We start from the raw sequence: 21053 nt of genomic DNA, 5'->3' as shown, positions 1-21053 counted from the left end.
TAATATTTTTGACTTAAAACTGGTTATAGTAGTATAATTGTTATATAAAAATAATTATTTTGAATGCTTTTAGATTTTAGATTGTGGCCTTTTAGAATTCTTATTATTTATGTTTCAATAACAAACTTAGAACTCACGGCAAGTTGAAAAGGCAAATTTTTAAAATATTATATTACTTTTTTTCAGGATTATCAAATTATTTTAGAAGGGTGGAGAAAATATGAATATTTCAAAAGAGATGATAAACCAGATTGCAGAAAACATGCTGTCTCTTTTTCCAATGATAACAAAAAACATTTTAAAAAAAGATGAGTTTTCAGAAAAATATGGACTGCCACCACGCTTTATTCACATTTTGCATATCACAGACGTTTTTGGACCAATGAACATGTCTGAACTTGCAAAAAGGCTTAACATTTCAGCGCCAAACCTTACACCTATTATAGATAAGCTTATCGCAGAAGGATATGTGGAAAGGCTTAAAGATGAGTCTGACAGAAGAATTTCAATAGTGCAGACAACTAAAAAAGGCAAAGTTCTTTTAAGTCTTCACACTCAGTGGGTAAACCAGAATTTGGAGAAAAACCTTTCTATGCTTTCTGAAGACGAAATTGAAGAGCTGTGGTACTTGCTCAAGAGGTTAAAAAAGCTTGTGCTGAAAATGATAGGATGTTGTTTGGGGAAAAAAGGAGGGCAGCAGTAAAGATGATAAAGCTTTTTAGGTATTTAAAACCTTACAAGTGGGCTGTGATTTTGGCACCGCTTTTTATGCTTTTAGAAGTTGTGATGGACCTAATGCAGCCAAGGTTTATGGAGAGGATAATTGATATTGGACTCAAAAGAGGCGATATAGGATACATTTTAAGAACAGGTTTAATAATGATTTTAGCAGCCTTGATTGGAATGGTTGGTGGCGGGGGATGTGTTGTGTTTTCAAGCATTGCAAGCCAGAACTTTGCGTATGATTTGAGATGCGAACTTTTTAAAAAAATCATGGCATTCTCTTTTAAAAATGTAGACAGGTTTAGACCAGAAACTTTGATTACAAGACTCACAAATGACGTTGTTCAGATTCAAAATGTTGTCATGATGATGCTAAGGATTGTTGTGCGAGCACCTCTTCTTTTCATAGGTGGGATTATAATGACTCTCACAATCGACCCAAAACTATCTTTGGTGTTATTTGTCTCTATACCATTTGTAATATTAATTTTTTACTTCATGATAAAATTTAGCTTTCCTTTATTTTCCCAGCTCCAGAAAAGAATAGACAGGGTAAACGCTGTGATGCGCGAGAACCTTTTGGGAAGCAGAGTTGTAAAAGCTTTTGTTAGACATGAACATGAACAAAAAAGGTTTTATGATGCAAACCAGAACCTTTTACAAACCTCTTTGAAAGCTTTTGGGATTGTTGTAATAACAATGCCACTTTTTGGACTCGTTATGAATATGGCAATGGTAGGCGTTGTATGGTTTGGCGGGTTTGAAGTAAAATATGGCAACCTGCAAGTTGGGCAGCTCATGGCGTTTATAAACTACACTATGCAAATATTGTTTTCTCTCATGATGATAGGCAATATCTTCTTATTTATCACAAGAGCAAGCGCATCTGCAGAAAGAATCAACGAGGTTTTGGATTGCGGCATTGATATCAAAAGCAAAGAAAACGCCATTAAAAAGCCAATTGAATTTGGCAAGGTAGAGTTTAGAAATGTAACCTTTTACTACAACCAAGATGAAGAAAGTCCGGCGCTTGAGAATATATCATTTGTTGCAAATCCTGGCGAGATAGTTGGGATTATTGGCACAACAGGTTCTGGTAAATCCACCTTGGTAAGTTTAATCCCAAGACTTTATGATGTTCAAGAAGGCGAAGTGCTGATTGACGATATAAATGTAAAAGACTATGATGTTGAGGTTTTGCGAAAGAGCATAAGCATAGTTTTACAAGACACAATTCTCTTTACAGGCTCAATAAAAGAAAACATTGCATGGGGCAACGAAAATGCCACCATGGAAGAGATAATACAAGCTGCAAAGGCAGCGCAAGCTCACGATTTTATCATGAGTTTTGAAAAAGGGTATGACACTGACGTTTCTGAGCGTGGGGTAAACCTTTCTGGTGGGCAAAAACAGAGAATTTCAATTGCCAGAGCAATCTTGAAAAAGCCTAAAATACTAATATTAGATGATTGCACATCTGCTGTTGATATGGCAACTGAAAAGAAGATTCAAGCAGCTCTTAAAGAGTACATGAGAGGGACAACAACCTTTATAATAGCCCAGAGAATATCATCCATAAAACATGCAGACAAGATAATTGTCATGGACGCAGGCAAGATTGTCGCAATTGGCACACATGACCAGCTTGTGAAAAGCTGTCCCATCTACAGAGAGATTTACTTAACTCAAACTGGAGAGGAGGAAGGCAAAATTGCCTGAGCAAAGACAGCAATCTTCATTTCAGCCACCTGTATTTGGACCGGGTCCTGTGCCGGGAAGAGGTCCAGGGCACAGATTTTCATCCAAAGGTGCAAAACCTAAAGACTTGAGAGCTACTTTAAAAAGGTTATGGGAATATTTTAAAGAGTTTAAGCTTTTGCTATTAGGAATATTTTTAACTGTCACAATAGGTGCAATTTTGCAGATTATCTCTCCCCTTTTGATTCAAAAAGCTATAGACAACTATATAATTCCCAGAAAACTTAGTGGACTTTATAAAATAGCTTTGGCAATGATAGGAATTTACATTCTCAATTCTTTTTTTGCTTATCTTCAGGGCTATGGAATGATGGTAATTTCGCAAAGAGCAGTTTTCAAGATGCGAAATGACCTTTTTTCAAAAATTCAGAGAATGCCAATAAAGATTTTTGACACAAGAGCGCATGGAGATTTGATGTCGCGTCTGACAAACGACATTGATGTTGTGACAAATACCTTGAACGCAAGCTTGACTTCAATATTTTCAAGTATGATAACCATCACAGGGTCGATAATTGTAATGTTCATTTTAAGCCCTATATTGACAGTTTTAACATTGACAGTTGTGCCACTTATGTTTTGGCTTACAAATCTTATTGCAACAAGAACAAGAAAGTTGTTTTCACAAAACCAAAAGCTTTTGGGAAGTTTGAATAGTATAATCGAGGAGGATATAACAGGTCAGAAGGTCATCAAGGTTTTTACAAGAGAGGCAAAAGAGATACAAAAGTTTGAGAGGGTAAACAGAGAGCTTACACAGGTTGGGATAAGAGCACAGATATTTTCAGGAATCATTCCACCTCTTATGAACCTTTTGAACAACCTTGCGTTTATCATTGTTGCAGCATCAGGTGGTTTTTTGGCACTTAAAGGCTTTATCACGGTTGGCACAATTGCAAGTTTTATTCAGTATGCAAGACAGTTTACAAGGCCACTCAACGAGCTTGCAAACCAGTTCAATCAAATTCAATCTGCATTTGCCGCAGCAGAGAGAGTATTTGAGATAATGGATGAGGAAGAAGAGACCTCTTTTGAAGATGAAATTGACCTGCAAGACATCAAAGGCGAAGTTGAATTCAAAAACGTGTGGTTTTCATATACAAAAGGTCAGCCTGTTATTAAAAACGTGAGCTTTAAAGTAAAACCCGGGCAGATGGTAGCACTGGTTGGTCCAACTGGAAGCGGTAAAACTACGATTGTAAATTTGCTTAGCAGATTTTATGATGTAGACAGTGGTCAAATTTTAATTGATGGTATTGACATAAGAAAGATTAACAGACATAATCTCAGAAAAAAGCTTGGGATTGTTCTTCAAGACACATTTTTGTTTTCAGAACCTGTGAAAGAAAATATTCGGTATGGAAAACTTTCTGCGACTGACGATGAAGTGATATTAGCTTCAAAGATGGCAAACGCACATGATTTTATCAAGCATCTTCCGCATGGTTATAATACAGTGCTTACAGACAACGGAATGGACTTAAGCCAAGGTCAGCGCCAACTTTTAGCTATAGCTAGAGCAATTTTGTCTGACCCAGCAATTCTTATCTTGGATGAGGCAACAAGCAACATCGATACAAGAACAGAAAAGCTTGTCCAAAGCGCAATGCTAAAGCTCATGCAGGGAAGAACAAGTTTTGTAATAGCCCACAGACTTTCCACTATCAGAAATGCAGACCTCATCCTTGTCATATACAACGGTGAAATTATCGAACAGGGTACACACGATGAGCTTTTAGCAAAGAAAGGGTTTTATTATAATCTATATATGAGCCAGTTTGTGGTAGTGTGAAATGCAAAGGAAGTAAAATAAAAAGTTGTATAGTTTTTTAAGTACAATCTTGCCATTTTAGAAAGTATTAAGGTATAATGAAAGCGGTTAAGAAATAGGAAATGAATAAATATTGGAGTTATATCTTTTAAAGGCAGGGGTAAAAATATATTAAACATTCGAGACCAGCTAATTAAAGTCAAGAGTTTTTTAAAAAATTTTTGATAACATTTTATGGTAGAAAATTCTTTTAAAAGGGTATAAGAAGGTAAGCCATCCATTAGAAGTTGACATAACATATGGAGGCTGAGCACATATTATGGTTAACTAATGTTTCATTAATAAAACAACTATTTATACGCAATAAACAGCAGTGTTATTAAAGCATCTTCGAATATGTTCCTCAGGAGTTCTAAGTTCAAAAGGTTTTTTATCACGCATAACAGCAAAGATGATACAAATAATTTTTCTCATAACAGCGCCTAATGCAACTTTTTTAGGCTTTTGTTGGCATTTTTTCTGATAGTATTCGAATAGCACAGGATTACAAGGCTTAGAATCTCTTTTGGTTCTGATATTAGCAAGAGCAATTGTAAATAAGATTCTTCGCAAGATTTTAGAGCCACGTTTAGACATTTTGTTTTTTGTGCCGACAAATTGCCCGGATTGATTTACGGAAGGATCAATGCCAAAGAAGGCAACAAGTTTATTGGGTTTTGAAAATTTTTCGAAATCACCTATTTCAGCAAGGATAGTTGCAGCGGATAGAAAACCTATGCCGGGGATAGATTGAAGAAGGTTAATATTTTCGGATATAGAAGGCTGAGTCTGTGAAGACTGCTGAACAAGTTGATTTATGGATTCAAAAATTTTGTCGATGTTTTGCTGTAAAGTTAAGACCATGTTAATATAGACTTTAAGCATAGTAACATTTGCCAAGTTGGAGATAGAAAAAGACTTAAATTCTTTAGCTTTTGCAATGAGTAGTTCGTATTTTTCTTTAGCCCATTGGTAGCTTTTTTTAGAAGTTTGCTGAATGATGGAAATAAGTTTTTCGGTGTCAGCGCCCAAGATATCGTTTGGAGTGGGGTAGTTTTCAAGTATAGCCAAAGATGTTTTAGAGCAAATGTCAGGGAAGACCTCTTTGAAATTGAGCATAATTTGGTCGACGACAGAAGTAAGTCTATATTTGTAAGAGGTTAACTCATCGCTGAGGTTGTAATACTGACGGCATAGGTTTTTCAAGCAGTCAAGGATTTCAGATGAAGGTTGTGCTGTAGTAGAGTTAGTAAGTCTGAAAGTTAAGGCAATCCACAGGGCATCAATTTTATCATTTTTTACTTTTCTAACTCCCGCATTTTTGATAGAATTAGATTGGATGGGGTTGATAATTGCAACATCCCAGCCATTAGAAGTAAAGAAGCGGGAGAGGATTTTGTGGTAATGCCCTGTGGCTTCCATGACGATGGTAGGGCGAGCCGCGAAATCCTCTTCAACTTTTTTAAGGATTTCGATAGCCCTATCAAAGTCAGAGGGATTGTTGTGATGGATAGTCAAGCGAGCGATTATTTCATTTGTAGGAGAGATAACCACCATTTCGCTGAAATATTTAGAGACATCAATCCCGGCAATAGGTTTTAAGTTCATGGCGTAAGACCTCCTCGTAAGTAGTTTTAAAATTGAATTAGGGCATGAGTTTTCCATTCCGAGCGAAGGTAAGTATACAACCTTGCAAGTGATACGAGGAACCAGCTTTAATTAGGTTTTAAGCTGGCCTCAACCAGCCAAATAGTTTAGACTTACCTGGAATGGAATAATAGTCTCGTTTGCGGGTAAGCGGGATTTAAAAATCCGCACCCAGGGGGGTAAGGACATTAAATTCCATGCCCAGATAGAAAGAATTATATCAAAGTTAGCAAGGCTGGCAAGAGGCCAGCGTTAAAGATAGTGTTTAAAAAGTGGCTAAAGATTAGAAGCCACAAGCAGCGAGAAGTGATTTTGCGCTGCTTTCCTCTCAAAGAGGATGGATTAGAAATGTTATTTTAGTCGATGCGTCTTAAAATCTTATGTTAACCGAAACTTTGGTTGTTATTTTATTGGAATTTTTTTGATGTGTCTTACGAAAATAATTATACAAGGGGGACTGGAGGCATTTAATTTATGTTTTCAAAGTTTTATCTTTCGAAATGTTTCAACAAAGGTTTTAAAGCTGCCCTTGCGTTTTTTATCTTGAACATAGCTTATTTAGCAGGGGTAATCTACTTAGTATTTTTTAGAGAACCGCTTTTTGAAAAATACAAACTTATTGTTGCTATTTTTACAACTGCAGTAGTTATAGCAGACAGCTTATATTTATTTTACGTGCTCTACAAACTCTTGCAAGAAAAATATAAGCTTAAAATGTTTTTGCACAAGACAGCTGCTGAGAGTGATGTTCTCAAAAGAAAACTTTTTGAGATAACAAAAAAGGAGTACAAAAAGTTTCCAAACGGAAAAAAGACAAAGATAGTTGAGATTGCATATTTTGACATGATTACAGGGCTTCCAAACAAACTCCAGCTTGAGATATTCTTTGATAAATTGAGAAAAGATGTGCCTTCACATTTTAATGAAATAGCAGTTGTCGTAGTGGATATAGAAAACTTATCAGAATTTGAAATGGTGAATTTTTATTCACTTTCTAATGTAATATTAAAAGATATTGGGTACAAGCTAAAAAATGGGCTTCCTGAAAAGAGCTTTGTTGCCAAAATAGAGGAAAACAAGTTTGCGATACTCTTTTATGATTACGGTTGTAGGGATTTGCTTTTGCAGTACATAAAGGTCATAGAGGAAATCATAGATGGCAGATGGTATCTTGTTGGTGAGGAGCTTGAACTGAAGAGTATTGTAGGAGTTGCTTTTTATCCTAATGATGGCAACAGTATCCATGAGGTTTTAAAATCTGCTACAAAAGCGCTTGAACAGGCGAGAATAAGGGATGATAAAAAGGTACATTTTACAAGCGAAGAAGAGAACTCAAAATTTTCCTTCTGCATTTCGGTGTCAAAAGAACTCAAAAAGGCTGTGCTCAAAAAGAACTTTTTGCTTGTGTACCAGCCATTGGTTGATTTGAAGAAACACAAAGTTGCAGGAGCAGAAGTGTTTTTAAGATGGATAAACCCCCAAAAGGGGATAATCTCTGCGAAGGAATTTATATCGATTGCCCAGAAAGAAGGTATGATTCCTGAGATTGAAGAGTGGGTATTAGATACAGTTGCACAGGATATGGAAGATTTTGAGAAGACATGTACAGAGGACTTTTTTATCTCATTAAATGTGTCGTTTTTAGACTCTTATGTGGTTGAACGCATTTTTTCAAACAAGGTTTTTACCTACTGTGACAAGTATAATGATATGATGGTATTTGAGATAAGCCAACAGGATATTGATGCAAATCTTTCTGAGTGTTTAAAAGTTGCTGAAGAGGTTAAACAAAAAGGTTTTAGAATAATTGTCGATGACTGGTGCAGCGATAATATAGCTATTGATACTATAAGATATTTCCCTGTTGATGCGGTGAAGGTTGATAATAAATGCATAGAAAGTGCGGTTTTTGACAAAAGTATAGGGACGATAGTTAAAGGAGTTGTTGATATAGCTCATGCCTTGAAGATAAAAGTAATTGCTGAAGGTGTGGAAACACCATTTCATTACAAGATTGCAAAAGATCTTGGCTGTGACCTTGCTCAAGGTTTTCTATTCTCAAAACCACTTTTTAGAAGTGAGTTTTTAGAGTTTTATAGAAGACATGAAAATCAGTTAATGGTTTTGTAACACTATTCGAACGTTCGCTCAAAAAATTTTTGTATCATTCGGAAGTTGTGATATAATTATTTTCAATAAATATTTAATATTAAAAGTATTCCATGTTCTTTTGTATTTCTGGAGGTGTCTTTTTTGCAAAAGATTGGTAAATCAGAACGGCTCATTTTTATAACAAGCACACTTGTGCAAAATCCTATGAAGCTTTTTAGTCTCACTTTTTTTTGTGAAAAGCTGAGCTGTGCAAAATCCACCTTGAGTGAGGATATAGACTTGATATCGCAAATATTTGAGCAGACAGGACAGGGAAGGCTTGAAACAGTTAGCGGGGCTGCGGGTGGAGTTTATTACATCCCTGTTATGAAAAAAGAGGAGGAGCTGGAGTTTTTAGAATTTCTTAAAAATGAGCTGCAAAATCCCGAAAGAATTGTGTCAGGCGGGTTTGTATATATAAACGACATTGTCTTTAATCCTGAAATTATAAAAAAGGCAGCCAAAATACTTGTAAGGTTATTTTTAGAAAAAGAGATAGATTACATTGCCACTGTTGAGGCAAAAGGTATAGCTTTGGCATCGTATGTTGCCCAGTATTTCAATAAACCTTTGGTTGTTGCAAGAAACTCAAGCAAGTTTACAGAAGGGTCAACTGTTAATATTTCGTATATCTCTGGTACAACAGGTAAGATTGAAACAATGACAATGGCAAAAAAAGCTATAAAAAGAGGTGCAAAAGTTCTGTTTATAGACGATTTTATGCGCGGCGGTGGAACAGTGCGAGGCATGAAAGATCTTCTTTCTGAGTTTGAATCGAGCTTGGTTGGTGTTGGAGTGCTCATTGCAACAAAAGACAAAAAGTCTGTGGATGTGGATTACAAAAGCCTCTTAGTTCTTGAGGAACTTAATGCCGAAAATAAAAAAATCACCTTTTCTATCAACCCTCAGGTTATTTCATAAAAATTAAACAAAATGCACCAAATAGAAAGAAAATTTTGTTAAAAATGATAAAGGGAAAGATTAAAAAGTGGAGAATTATATAAAATAACAACACTAAATTTTAACATGGAGGATGGACTTATGCAGGTGACAGATGTTAGGATTAGAAAGATTACAAACGAAGGAAGAATGAAGGCTATTGTATCGGTGACATTTGACAACTGTTTTGTTGTTCATGACATTAAGATTATCGAGGGGCAAAACGGGCTTTTCATTGCTATGCCAAGCCGCAAAACGCCTGAGGGCGAGTTTAAAGATATTGCTCATCCAATAAACCAGGAGACGCGCGACATGGTTCAAAAAGCTGTGATTGAGAAGTATGAAGCTGTTATCTCAGCAGGAGAATAAAATAGTAGCTGAAATTAAAAGGAGGAAAAGGGACTTTAGGTAAAGTTTCAGTTCCTAAAGCCCCTTTTGTTTTTATGGTATTGTAATGAGATTTACACCTGGAAGCAGATTAACTGTGGTTCTTTTTTCCTGACCATTTGGTAAAAGAGTAATTAATGTAAAACCTTTTATTTCAGAGTAGTTTTTGTTGTCCACAACAAGGGTTGTTGAGTCAAGCGGCGTTATTTGCACGTTTTTGAGAGCTATTTCATAGTCGATAAACTCTTTTACTGTTGGTACCCACAAAAGTTTTTTGCTCATGAGGTTTGAGACAAGTCTTAGACTTTTGTCAAACTGCGGGGAGATATACACCTTTTTGTTCTTTACAATAAAAAGTTTGTTTTTCTGCATAGGATGTGCAAAATAGTCGTGGATGATACACACTCCATTTTCATTTATAAGTTTGTCAAGCTGGGATGAAGAAAGCATCTTTGGAAGATTTCTGAATCTTGCTGAGTTCCACTGGTACAGCGAATCACCTTCTCCAAAGTTATAGTTCTTGAAAAAAATCTGCGGATGCCATGTAACCTTGTCAGGCTGAAGCATATTGAGCGTGTCAAGCTTTACGTCAAGGTATGACCAGCAGTATTTGTACCCGTGTTTCAAGAAAAGGTCAAACGAATAGTTTTTGCTACCATGAATAGCACCTTCGCTTTTTAAAGCTGCACTTCGTGTGCCGTCAGATAGACTGTGGTCAATCCAGTCATCAAGCTTTAAATAGCTTGTATCTTCCAGTGCTTTTTTTATAAGCTCAACAGTATTTTCTTTAGCAACTGGTGATGCTGTGTGCAAAGCCACCTCTATTTTCTTTTGAGCCAAAAATTCTATGAGTTTTCTGTACTCTGGATTATCAAATCCAGGTATTCCCTTTACTGATTTGTAGAAGAATCCCCATGTTATTGGTATTTTATATCCTACAAATCCCTTTTTCATATAAGAAGGGTCTTTGGTATCTGTTGTGCCAAACATCATGGCTTTTATGATTGATATCATGTTTGAGTCAGAGTGATGAGAAAAGATTAAAATAGCTTTTGTGGCGTTGGGTGACCTTGATTTTATCGAATATGTGTATCCTGCAGGAAAGATGGAATACACATATGTCTTTTCAAATCCTTTTCTAAAAAGCTGTGTAGTGGTGTATATATGTTCTTTGTTTTTCCCAATCACAAAATACTTTATATCATCAGAATTTGAAAGAAACATAAACACATTTGCCTTATTTTTAAGGTTATATGCTTCGATTGAATCATAATTGTTTGCATAACCTATGGCACAGTTCTCAAGCTTTAAATAAAAATCTGAAAGAGAGTCTGTAACATACATAGGTTTTGTGAATTTTTCGAGCTTGTAATCTCTTTTTAAGATAAAAATAGGTCTTGACTCAAATTCAACTATGGAATCTTCTTTGAAAACTTGATGATCTTCTTTAGACTTTAAACTCTCTTCAACATTTATAACATCCTGCGAGGAAGATACAAATATTTTTCTGGTAAACTTTTGGAAACTATTTTCAAACTCCTGCTGAATATAGTTGTTGTAAACCTGAACGTTTTTCAGCAAGAAGGTGTACTTTGAGGGTTTTACAAGGGTTATCTTGAAATTTTCAAACTCACAGCTTATAAGATTGCGGCTTGTCTGAGAAATCTCAAAGCTTATATACCTGCTATCCACCGGGATAGAAAAAGAGGTTTTAAATGTTCCTCTGCCAGAAGTTACTTTTATCTTTTCAGGAAGCACAAGTATTTTTGTTTTGTTTTCAGAAAAAATAGAGATTTCTACGTTGATGGTTTCATCGTCTTTGAGCTGGGGAGATCTTTTAAATTCACAGTTGTAGTTGAAGGTAAGCTGGGCAGATTGATATTCGTCTTTGAGATCGATATATGGTGATGTTATTTTATAAAAGACGTCAAATGTGTGAAAGTTGAGCTTTAAAGTATTATTTTTACCGTCTGACAAAAATAAAAGGTCTGAAGGTTCATTTTTTTCAAACCTCCAGTTAACTGCTCCATTTTCAATAAACGGCAGCAGAATTGTTTGGGTCTCTTCCTTTTTTGCTGGAGATTCATTTAACAGTTCGGGTGGCAATATCTTGGCAACAACTTGACTGCCTTTCAAAATCTCAATATAGTTTCCTTTTGGCTTTACGGAGAATAGATGCTTTTCTGGTGCGCTCTGCAATGCTTGTACCTTGATAAAAGAAAATAGATTTATGAAAAAGACAAATGTTATCAAAACTGCAACAAGGTTTTTCTTCATGTCTTTTATTCTTTTATCTCCTTTCCGCTTCTTATTCTTTTGTGGTCCTGAATATTAATTATATTGCGATAAAAAGAAAGATTCAATTAAAATTACTTAATATTTTCCTTTTGAAGCTTTAAAATCTCTGAGACAAATACAAACTTTATATTTTCTTTTTCAGCCTTTTGAATGGCCTGCTTGAATGCTTCAATTGTTGTGATGCCACCATCTGTCCCAAGGTGACCTATTGCCACTGCAAATCCTTTCTTCTTTGCTATGTTAAAAAGAAGATTGAACTTGTCTTGTATTGGTTTTAGCTCATTTCTTGAATCAAGTACAATGTCTGGGATGACTACTTGAAGTCCCATCTGCTTTCCTATTTTTGCAAAGAGTGACTCTGAGGAAAAGGTAGAGTCTACTATAAACAAATTATTTTCCTTTGCAATGGTAGAAAGCTTTTTTACTATTCTTTCATTTTTGCAGACAAGTGTACCAAGATGAATACTCAGTCCTTTGCTATTTGCCACATTTGCCAGAGCATCTTTGAAAATTTTTTCAATCTCATCATCTGGGGTTGCATTCATTATACTTCGCGGGCAAAGCCAAATTGTACTTTCCTCTTCAGGTTCCATTGAAAGATGAAGAATAACTTCCTTTCCCTTTTCATGGGAGGTAAGAGATATCTTATTTGAAAAGGGCAAAAAAGGAATAATAGCAATGTCAAATGGTACGTTTATACTCAAAAGCTTTTGTACTTCTTCCTCATCCATTCCAGCATCTTCAAAAATGATAGCAACATAAGATAGTGTTTGGCTGGCAGCTTCTTTTATTTTAGGTTTTGGATTGTAAAAAAGATACACTAAAAGCAGAGCAGCACCGCAAAAAAGAGCAAGAAAGGGTATAAAGAACTTGCTTAGCTTTGTTCTTTCTATTATCACAAGAATATATCTTTTAAATCTCATCTGCTTTCTCAAAATTAAAGCTTTAACCTCTCAATAAATAACTTATTCGGATTTTGCTTTTTGTATGCAAGTTTGAAGTAATAAAGCTATTTGAGGTTTTTCAAAAAACGTTCAAAGTTTTCGGTAGACAATACCTTGTATTCCCTGTTATATCTAACTTTGTTATATTCTTCAACAAGCTTGTTTACAACATCAGCATTTAAAAGTTCACCTTTTGAGATAGTCTTTCCCATCTCAAGTGGGGTGTAAGAGCTTTTGAGCACATAATTTTTCCTGTGATGGAAATATTCCATTGTGAGTTTAAAGATGATTCGAAGTCGCAGGTTTAAATCGTTTATTTTCTCAAAGCTTACTCTTTTTGCTCTGGCATTTTTTAATTTTTGATGAGGGGATTTTTTTGCAAAGATGAATGTCTTCACATCTGTGTAGTTTTGCCCTCTTTCTTCGATCTGAAGATTGCCAGCAATACTATTTAAAAAGATCAAAAAGTTTGCCATCATCTGTTTCAATATATTTACAAAAATCCCAAACGTCTTGTATATCAAAAATCCCAAAATTGACAATGCAAGAACATAACCAATAAAGTCAAGGATTTGAGCAAACAAGCTCTTTTTTGCTGGTCTCATGTTTTTTAGAAATTCTTCTAATCCATTTTTTGTATCTGTCTGTGGTTTTGTTGTGGCAAACAAAGAGTTTAAAAAGTCAAGGATCTTCTTTATAACCTTAAGCACAAAATTTATTGTTTCCACAATAAATGCAACAACGTATGGTGCGAGCCCTTTGAACTTGAAAAGAAGAAGAAGTATCACTATGAATCCAATGCTCAAGAAGAGGTTAATATAACTTATACTGTTTGATATGCTATTTTTTCTTCTATATCTTCTGCTCAGCAGATTTTCCAAGTTAACCCTGTTTATAAGATAAATGCTTGTCACCAAAAATATTATTGAATAAGTAGTGTATTGGTTTGTAATATTTCTTGGTATGTTCATAAAACTTGAGACTGCTCCCACTATTATTATAGCCCAAAGACCTGCTAAGATTGATCCCAGTGATAGGGAGACCTGATCTTTTTCGAATATTAAATATGAGTGTATATAAAGTCCCATGCAAAAAACTTGACCGAGAAACATTTCAAAAAAACCATAGGGCTTTAACACAATTAATGCAAAACCTTGGGGGACTACTATTATAAACAGGATATTTAAAATCTTTTCCCACATTCCCTGGCTTTTTGCGCGAATAAGATGTGGTATTAGCAAGAACAAAATGTCCATAACCACAAATGCCAAAAATACATTTGACAAATCTATTGGAGCTACCATGGAAGAAAACATAATAAATATTGGAAAGACAAGGCTTGTTATTGCAAAAAGGTATATATACTTTGTAATAAACTGGTTGACTTTCTCCATATTTTTCACTCCAAAAGAGATTTAGCTATAAATATAGTAGCAGAAAATGATAAAAGGTTTCAAAAAATTTTTTACTTTAAAAACTCAGAGCAATTTTGAGATAGAATAAGAAAATATGAGAACAAATTTAAGCCATAAACTATCTTTCAAGCATCTAAAAATTTAAAAATTTTTCAAAAATAAAGAAGGATTTTAGCAATTAATGTCGAAATATAATATTTAATGACAAACTGATGCGAATATTAAAAAAAGGTGGGATATTACACGTGAGAGCAAAGTTCATTTTTGAAGTGAGTGAAAATCAAAGTGAGGTACATAATCTTCCTGTCTATTACAGAACTATTTTCATGAGCTTTTTAAAAAGAGCACTTTCGCTGTATGACAAAGACTACTTTAATAGAATTTACTGGTGGGGTGAAAAAAAGAATAAGTGGCAAAAGCCTTTTGTCTTTGCAGTAAATCTTCCCAATATGAACTTCCAAGATGATACCGTTTCTTTCAGAGGAGATATTATGCTAAATATTTCCACATCTGACTATGAGTTTTTTGTAAACATGTACAATAGCTTACTCAACAATCGCCTCTATCCATACGACTTAACAGAGAGCTGCAAGATTAAACTGAAGAGAATGTATTTGGTAAGAGAACCAGAACAATTTAGCTCAACGATGACGTTCAAAACATTTGCACCAGTTTTAATTGAGAAAAAAGAAGGTAACAAAAAGGTGCCAGTTTTACCTTTTAGTAAGGATTTTGAAGAAGTGTTAAACGATGTTGTTGACTTTGAGATAAGAAATATTCGTCTTTTGAGAGGACAAAACAAAGGACTGCAAAAAAGGTTGACTTTCAGACCAATAAATATTCAAAAGACGGTTGTAAAACACAGAATTTCTGAGTTTGTTGAAACAACAGGCAAAGATATAATGTTTTTGACAGGATTTTCTGGTTTGTTTGAACTATCAGGAGACCCGGAGGATTTAAAGGAGCTGTATCAAAACGGCATAGGATTTAGACGGGGCCAAGGTTTTGGATTTGTTGAGGTGGCAAGATAAACAAGATAGCAAAGGGGAATATTTAGAGATGGTAGAGAGGGTATATTTGGGCGACTGGGCTTATAATGCAGGAATTATTGGTTTTATTGAGATTATGCTGGATGGAGAAGATATAGCTTCTCAAAATATCATAACAGTCGGGCCAAACTACATTGAGTTTGATATAAACAGTTTGCAAGGGTTTTCAGACAAGTTTTTCAAAAAAGCTTACCAGAGGTATCCACGAACAGATGAGTTGATTGATTTGGGGAATAAATTATTGCAAAAACTGAAAGATAATGAATTTGATAAAAACTTAAAACAAGAGGTAAGCAATTTTAAAAAAAGAGTGGATGGTTTTTCAAAATTAAAACAATTAGCAGACACACAGAATATAGCTTTGCCAAGAAATTTTAGCAAGGATGATGCCGAGCAATATGTTACTCAAATAATTGGATTGTTAAATGAGAACAAACAAGAGTTTATTGAATATGACGTCAAAACGTACTTAGCAACCATAAGCTCCATTTATGGGCAAAAAAGTTTTTTGCAAAATGAAAACTCAATTGAAAAGTTCATAAAGAAAGGCGAGAAGCTATTGGATGAGCTTAAGAATAAAAAATTACATAAAGATATTGAGAGAAAAATAAGTAAATTTCTACAAGAAGCGGAGGAATTAACGGAAAAAATATCAAAGTATTACAATAGTGAAAACATACAAATATCTGAGATGCAAGTAAATTCTGAAGGCATCCCCGATACAGAAAGGTTTGAGGAATTTATTAAAAATATAATAAACATACTCAAGTATCTTCCTGAAAAAAGTAAATTTGTATTTTATAATGATTTTGAAGGCCCTATAATCGAAAGAACAAATAAACAGGACAAACATCATACCTGCATCTTTTGTGGCTTAAGACCTGCTAAAAAGGATGCTTTATTAGACACTGGGCTTGTAAGCTTTCTGGGTGCTAATAAAGACAACAAAAATTTTTTCTGGAATTTCAAGCCGCAGCTGCCCATTTGTGAGATTTGTGAATTGATATACTTTTGCATATTTGCAGGATTGACCGAATTTAGAATAGGGCAAAACAAAAAGCAAACCAAAAAGTTTTATTTTGTAGATAGGAATACCTCTGTGTTGGAGCTCTATAAAACAAATAAGCTATTTATGGAAATGATGTCAAGGGAAGAAAATATATTAAAGGAAAAAGGAATTTTGAATTTTATCAATGATTATTTGTTATTGAAATTAAAAGAAGAAAGTAAGTTTAGATTAGCCAATGTTATGTTCATCGAAATAGATTTAACTTCTTCTGTAACACCAAAGCTTTATGGTTTTAGTATTACAAAACAGAAAGCAGAATTTATAAATTCAAATTTTGATATCTTTGAAAAGATTACAGGAAGCTTTATAAATTTCAAAGATAATAATATTTATCCTTTCAGCGAATTTATGCAAAGATTTTTGAATAATACATTGAGTTTTCAATTTTTATCATTCTTAGAAGGGCAATATTTGAGTTCCAAAAAACCAAATTCCAAAATAAATACAAATCTTTCTCCTCATAGACTCCAAATGTATAACATCCTTACATATAAATATTTAAAAAGTATAAAAAGAGGTGGAGAGTTAATGGATGAAAAATGGTTGTGGAAAATGTATTTCTTTGGTCAGGAGCTAAAGAAAAAGTTCTTGGCCTCAAAAGCTGAAAACAAAATAACCAGCCTTGCTTACAGACTAATTTCTGCACTCAGAATTGGCGACGTAAATACATTTATGAACCTGATTATTAGAACCTATATGAGCTATAACATGGAAGTTCCTGCTTTGTTTGTGTCGTGTATAAATGACAGAGACAATTTTTGTGCACTGGGGTACAGCTTTGTAAATGGACTGCTTGGAAGCGAAAAAGATGAAAAAGTAGAAAATAGTGAGGAGGTTGTTGATAATGAATAAAAATGCAGGAATTACAATTACAGTTGTGTTTGAGGCAATGAGCTTAAACTATGGAGAGAGCTTGGGGAACATCTCTGAGCTTAAAAAACTTACAAGAGAAAATAAGATATACACCTACATGTCACGACAGGCTTTGAGATTTGAAAAGTACAAATTTATGTTAGAAAATGCAGGTATTAAGGAAACTCCAGTAACAGGTGACGAACAGGTAGTTCAATTTAAAAAAGAAGCAACAATTGCTGAGTATCCAGAGATAGACTTGTTTGGTTACATGAAAACTTCAGGGCAAGGTCAAAATGCGCAAACACGAACAGCAGTTGTGAAAATTACTCCAGCCGTGTCTTTGGAAGAGTACAAAAACGACATAGAGTTTGCTACAAACTTAAATTTAGCAAAAAGAGCAAATACTAATCCAAATCCATATCAGCTTGAGCAGCACAAATCCTTATATACCTATACAGTGGCAATTGACTTAGACAGACTGGGCAAGGATTTTGATGAAAAAGGAGAGGTAGTTGATGAGATATCAGCTGATGAAAAACTTAAGAGGCTTTATAGCTTATTTGATGCAATAAAGTTTTTGAGCAGAGAAATCAAGGGAAGAAGAGAAAATTTAAGTCCGCTTTTTGCTATAGGTGGTCTTTATCCAATAAAAAATCCGTTTTTCTTAAATAGAATTAGAATTATAAAAGAAGATTCAGCCTATGCAATTGACCCAAGGCTGCTTCATAGCACATGTGAGCTGACACTACCAAATGGCAAGAAGGTCTTTGATTACACTCTATTAGGAATATTAGAAGGCTTTTTTGCAAATGAAGAAGAGCTCAAAAAGCTTCTACCAGCTTCAAGCGGTACAATTGATTACTTCTTTGAAAATTTGAAAGAAAGAGCAAGAAAATATTATGAAGAGGGGACAGTTTAAAGATGCTCAATAGCCTTCTAAAAATTAAGATTTATCAGCCTTTTGCAAACTTCAGAAAACCATTTTCATATGGGATAGTAGACTCTTATCCTCTACCACCACCATCTACCGTGAAAGGATGGCTTCACAATATATTGGGTGCAAGAGATGGAAAATATTACAAAATGGCAGTATCCATCTGTGGTAAATTCAACTCTGTTGTTTATGATATTCAAAGGATAATAAAGTTTGATAGACTGAGAGGAGAAGATGATACTGCTCCTGTTGTAAATGAGGTTTCTGCAAGGGTGGTAAATGGCATTATATATGTGACAAACCTTGTTGATGTGCAGATATGTATTCATGTTAATGCTGAAGAAAATGTTTTAGAAAGGATATACGAAAATATCTTAAATTCCTACTGGGGTTTGGGCCGAAAAGAGGATTTGATGAGAATAGACGAAGTAAAATTTTTTGAGCCAAGTAAAGTATGGTACAAAAAATATATAAAGAAAAGACCACCAGAGATAGGAATGTATTTGAAAAGCTCAACTGCTGAGAAACTTATGATTGATGGAATAAGGTTCAGACTCAACAATAGATATGAAAAGACCAAAGATGGTTTGAGGATATTTACTGACAAAAAAGATGTAGTTTTTATTGAAACATTAGAACAGTTAAATCCAATGGCAATGGTTGACCAAGAGGTTATGATAGATGATGAAAATATAATCATTGATTTAATAGGTGATGAGGAGTATGAAAATTGATAGTTATAAGGGTATAGAACTTTATGCAAAGAGGTTTAAAAATGACAAAGGAAGTGAATATCAAACCATATATCAACACACGATGGATTTGTTAAATAACATGGAAAAGCTGTTTGAAGAATATAAGGAAGAGATTGAAGAAGGTTGTAAAAGGCTGCAAATAGACTATCAGAAGCTCAAGTATCTTCTAAGATTAGCAATAATATATCATGATTTGGGCAAGGCAAATTCGAAATTTCAGCAAAAAATAAGGGATAAGACAAAAGTGCATGAGGTACCTCAAGTTAAGGGTTTGTCTAAGGAGGTGCCTCATAACTTTATATCTATAGCTTTTGTCGATTTGGAAGATGAAATTGAAAAAGGCAATATTACCTGTGATGATTTTCAAAATTTACTTTTTGCAATTGCATTTTCGCATGATAGAAGTTTTGATTTTAGTTCTCAATATTTTGAGAAATACATGAATGATGATGTTTCAAAGTATATAGAAAATCAGAGTCTGAAACCTTTGTTAGAGTTACTTCCTTCAGTTCCTGACAGGGATAAAGTAGTGGAAAGTTCGAATTACACTTATAGGGTAATTAATCAATTAAGAGAATTGATGTTCAAAGACTCATATGACCTTTCGGACAAAAAGGTGATTTTTAGAATTTTTTTAAAAGGGCTTTTGCACAGGCTTGACCATTCAAGTTCTGCAGGAATCAGTGCAGAAGAGGCAAAGATTAATAATTTCCCTGAAAAGGTTGAAGTTTATTTGAAGAGCAAGTGCAGTTTTACCGGATTTAAAGATTTTCAGAGAAAGGCGATGGAATTTTCTGAAAAAAACGTAATTTTATTTGCTCCAACTGGCAGTGGGAAGACAGAGTTTGGGCTAAACTGGGCATTCAAAAGTAAGCTCATTTACACTCTTCCAATTCGTGTTTCTATCAATGCAATGTATGAGAGATTAGCAAAAATCTTTGGCGAGGATAAGGTTGGGATTTTGCACTCAGATAGTATGATATATTTACTTGAAAAATATTTGAATTTGGAGCGCGAAAATCAAGAGTTAGAAGCTCTGTTTGATAGCGTTGATCTTGCTAAGAATTTAAGTCTTCCAATAATTGTTACAACAGGAGACCAGATTTTTACATCGGCTTTGAAATGGCCGGGATTTGAAAAGGTTTATTCATTGTTTTTATACTCAAAGATTATAATAGATGAACCGCAGAGCTACTCACCAGAATCTTTGGCGATTATAATAAAGACTTTAGAAGAAATTATAAACTTGAATGGCAAGTTTTGTTTAATGAGCGCGACAATTAATCCACTCATTCTAAAACATCTTGGAGATTGTGCTAAGTATGTACAAGCATATTCAGATGAAGAACTGAAAAAGAGGTATTCCCACATTATTTCAATCAAAGAGCTTTCAATTTTAGACTGCATAGAGGAAATAGTTGAATATGCAAAACAAAAGAATGTGCTTGTCATATGCAATACTGTAAAGAGATCACAGGAAGTTTATCAGGTTATAAAGGAAAATCTAAAAAGGTTTGAAGAGATTCCTGTTGAACTTTTGCATTCAAGGTTTTTAGAGGGGCAAAAGAGACAAAAAGAGGAAATTGTTATCTCAAATCAGAGAAAAAACGGTATTGTAATATCAACTCAGCTTGTAGAGGCTTCACTTGACATAGATTATGATATCTTGTTTACAGAGCTTGCCTCGGCAGATTCGCTACTTCAGCGAATGGGGAGGGTGTACAGAAAAAGACCATATAATGAATTACGTCCGAATGTTATCATTTTGAGCAAAGGTCCAAGTGGGGTCGGAAAAATTTATCAGAAAGAGATTGTCGACAGGACAGAAGTGTTTTTGAAAAAATTTGATGGAAATAAAATTACAGAATATGACAAGAAAGAGCTAAATGAATATGTATATGATATTGGTGCACTCTCAGGTACCAATTTTATAAGTAAATTCAAAAAGGCATATGAACTTTTAGAACTTGGCTTCAGAGCAGATAGAAAAATTGAAGCACAAAAGATTTTTAGAGATGTTGTTACAATTTCTGGCATACCGAGAGAAATATTTGATAAAAATATCGAAAAAATAAATGAAGCTCTTAAAAAAATAAATTCAAGGTCTATAAAGTCTATAGAAAAATTGGAATTAATTTCCTCCATCAGAAAATATACCGTTACAGCCCCGGCATACTTTTTTGCCAAAGGCGGAGCAAGCTGTTATGACAAAGATTTAGGGCTTTATATCCTTGATTGCGAATATGATGACCAATTAGGTTTGATACCACCAAAGGGATTGGAACAATCTGATATATGGTAAAAAAGTGAGTGAGAACA

15 protein-coding genes are annotated in these 21053 nt (G+C 34.4%); 11 read left to right on the top strand and 4 right to left on the bottom strand.

All coding sequences use genetic code 11. From position 1 onward, the window contains the following. Window positions 1–220 precede the first annotated feature (220 nt). Genes CALHY_RS12680 through CALHY_RS12670 form a run of 3 tightly spaced genes read left to right on the top strand, consistent with a single transcriptional unit; the run spans window position 221 to window position 4273 of the window. Window positions 221–703 carry a MarR family transcriptional regulator gene (locus CALHY_RS12680; protein ID WP_013404336.1) on the top strand — a complete coding sequence of 161 codons (483 nt, stop codon included), beginning with the start codon at window positions 221–223 and terminating at the stop codon, window positions 701–703. Between the two features lie 2 nt (window positions 704–705). Then, complete coding sequence (locus CALHY_RS12675) at window positions 706–2442, top strand: ABC transporter ATP-binding protein (protein WP_013404335.1); 1737 nt, start codon at window positions 706–708, stop codon at window positions 2440–2442. Beyond that, the gene (locus tag CALHY_RS12670) at window positions 2435–4273 is read left to right on the top strand and encodes an ABC transporter ATP-binding protein (RefSeq protein ID WP_013404334.1); all 1839 of its coding nucleotides are present in this window, start codon (window positions 2435–2437) and stop codon (window positions 4271–4273) included. The genes CALHY_RS12675 and CALHY_RS12670 overlap by 8 nt, the downstream gene beginning before the upstream one ends. A gap of 333 nt (window positions 4274–4606) precedes the next feature. Here CALHY_RS12670 and CALHY_RS12665 read toward each other — a convergent pair whose 3' ends face one another. Continuing rightward, window positions 4607–5899 carry an IS110 family RNA-guided transposase gene (locus CALHY_RS12665; protein WP_013402778.1) on the bottom strand — a complete coding sequence of 431 codons (1293 nt, stop codon included), beginning with the start codon at window positions 5897–5899 and terminating at the stop codon, window positions 4607–4609. A 513-nt stretch (window positions 5900–6412) separates the two neighbouring features. On the opposite strand from CALHY_RS12665, the gene CALHY_RS12660 reads away from it, so the two are divergent. The 3 genes from CALHY_RS12660 to spoVG all read left to right on the top strand — a co-directional run bounded on the left by CALHY_RS12660 (window position 6413) and on the right by spoVG (window position 9397). Further along, window positions 6413–8068 (top strand): GGDEF domain-containing phosphodiesterase, encoded by a 1656-nt coding sequence (locus CALHY_RS12660; protein WP_013404333.1) that lies wholly within the window; start codon window positions 6413–6415, stop codon window positions 8066–8068. A 123-nt stretch (window positions 8069–8191) separates the two neighbouring features. Continuing rightward, a complete protein-coding gene (gene purR / locus CALHY_RS12655; protein ID WP_013404332.1) occupies window positions 8192–9010 on the top strand; it encodes a pur operon repressor in 819 nt (272 codons plus the stop codon). A 120-nt stretch (window positions 9011–9130) separates the two neighbouring features. Then, window positions 9131–9397, top strand: coding sequence for a septation regulator SpoVG (spoVG, locus tag CALHY_RS12650; protein WP_013404331.1), 267 nt, complete (start codon window positions 9131–9133; stop codon window positions 9395–9397). A gap of 72 nt (window positions 9398–9469) precedes the next feature. Here spoVG and CALHY_RS12645 read toward each other — a convergent pair whose 3' ends face one another. The 3 genes from CALHY_RS12645 to CALHY_RS12635 all read right to left on the bottom strand — a co-directional run bounded on the left by CALHY_RS12645 (window position 9470) and on the right by CALHY_RS12635 (window position 14051). Beyond that, entirely contained in the window at window positions 9470–11692 is a 2223-nt protein-coding gene (locus tag CALHY_RS12645) for a hypothetical protein (protein ID WP_013404330.1), read from the bottom strand. A gap of 92 nt (window positions 11693–11784) precedes the next feature. Beyond that, the gene (locus tag CALHY_RS12640) at window positions 11785–12636 is read right to left on the bottom strand and encodes a divergent polysaccharide deacetylase family protein (protein WP_013404329.1); all 852 of its coding nucleotides are present in this window, start codon (window positions 12634–12636) and stop codon (window positions 11785–11787) included. An 86-nt stretch (window positions 12637–12722) separates the two neighbouring features. Then, entirely contained in the window at window positions 12723–14051 is a 1329-nt protein-coding gene (locus CALHY_RS12635; protein ID WP_013404328.1) for a hypothetical protein, read from the bottom strand. A gap of 266 nt (window positions 14052–14317) precedes the next feature. On the opposite strand from CALHY_RS12635, the gene cas6 reads away from it, so the two are divergent. The 5 genes from cas6 to CALHY_RS12610 are packed head-to-tail and all read left to right on the top strand — an operon-like array spanning window position 14318 to window position 21036. Next, entirely contained in the window at window positions 14318–15103 is a 786-nt protein-coding gene (gene cas6, locus CALHY_RS12630) for a CRISPR-associated endoribonuclease Cas6 (protein WP_013404327.1), read from the top strand. 28 nt (window positions 15104–15131) lie between these two features. Beyond that, complete coding sequence (cas8a1, locus tag CALHY_RS12625) at window positions 15132–17042, top strand: type I-B CRISPR-associated protein Cas8b1/Cst1 (RefSeq protein WP_013404326.1); 1911 nt, start codon at window positions 15132–15134, stop codon at window positions 17040–17042. Next, on the top strand, window positions 17035–17964 hold the full coding sequence (gene cas7i / locus CALHY_RS12620) for a type I-B CRISPR-associated protein Cas7/Cst2/DevR (protein ID WP_013404325.1): 930 nt from the start codon (window positions 17035–17037) through the stop codon (window positions 17962–17964). The genes cas8a1 and cas7i overlap by 8 nt, the downstream gene beginning before the upstream one ends. A 2-nt stretch (window positions 17965–17966) precedes the next feature. Then, a complete protein-coding gene (gene cas5b, locus CALHY_RS12615; protein WP_013404324.1) occupies window positions 17967–18713 on the top strand; it encodes a type I-B CRISPR-associated protein Cas5b in 747 nt (248 codons plus the stop codon). Beyond that, window positions 18703–21036 (top strand): CRISPR-associated helicase/endonuclease Cas3, encoded by a 2334-nt coding sequence (locus CALHY_RS12610; protein WP_013404323.1) that lies wholly within the window; start codon window positions 18703–18705, stop codon window positions 21034–21036. Before cas5b ends, CALHY_RS12610 begins: the two co-directional genes overlap by 11 nt. Window positions 21037–21053: the final 17 nt, after the last annotated feature.

Source organism: Caldicellulosiruptor hydrothermalis 108, from assembly GCF_000166355.1.
Lineage (GTDB): Bacteria > Bacillota > Thermoanaerobacteria > Caldicellulosiruptorales > Caldicellulosiruptoraceae > Caldicellulosiruptor > Caldicellulosiruptor hydrothermalis.
This window is presented reverse-complemented; position numbering and strand designations above follow the sequence as displayed.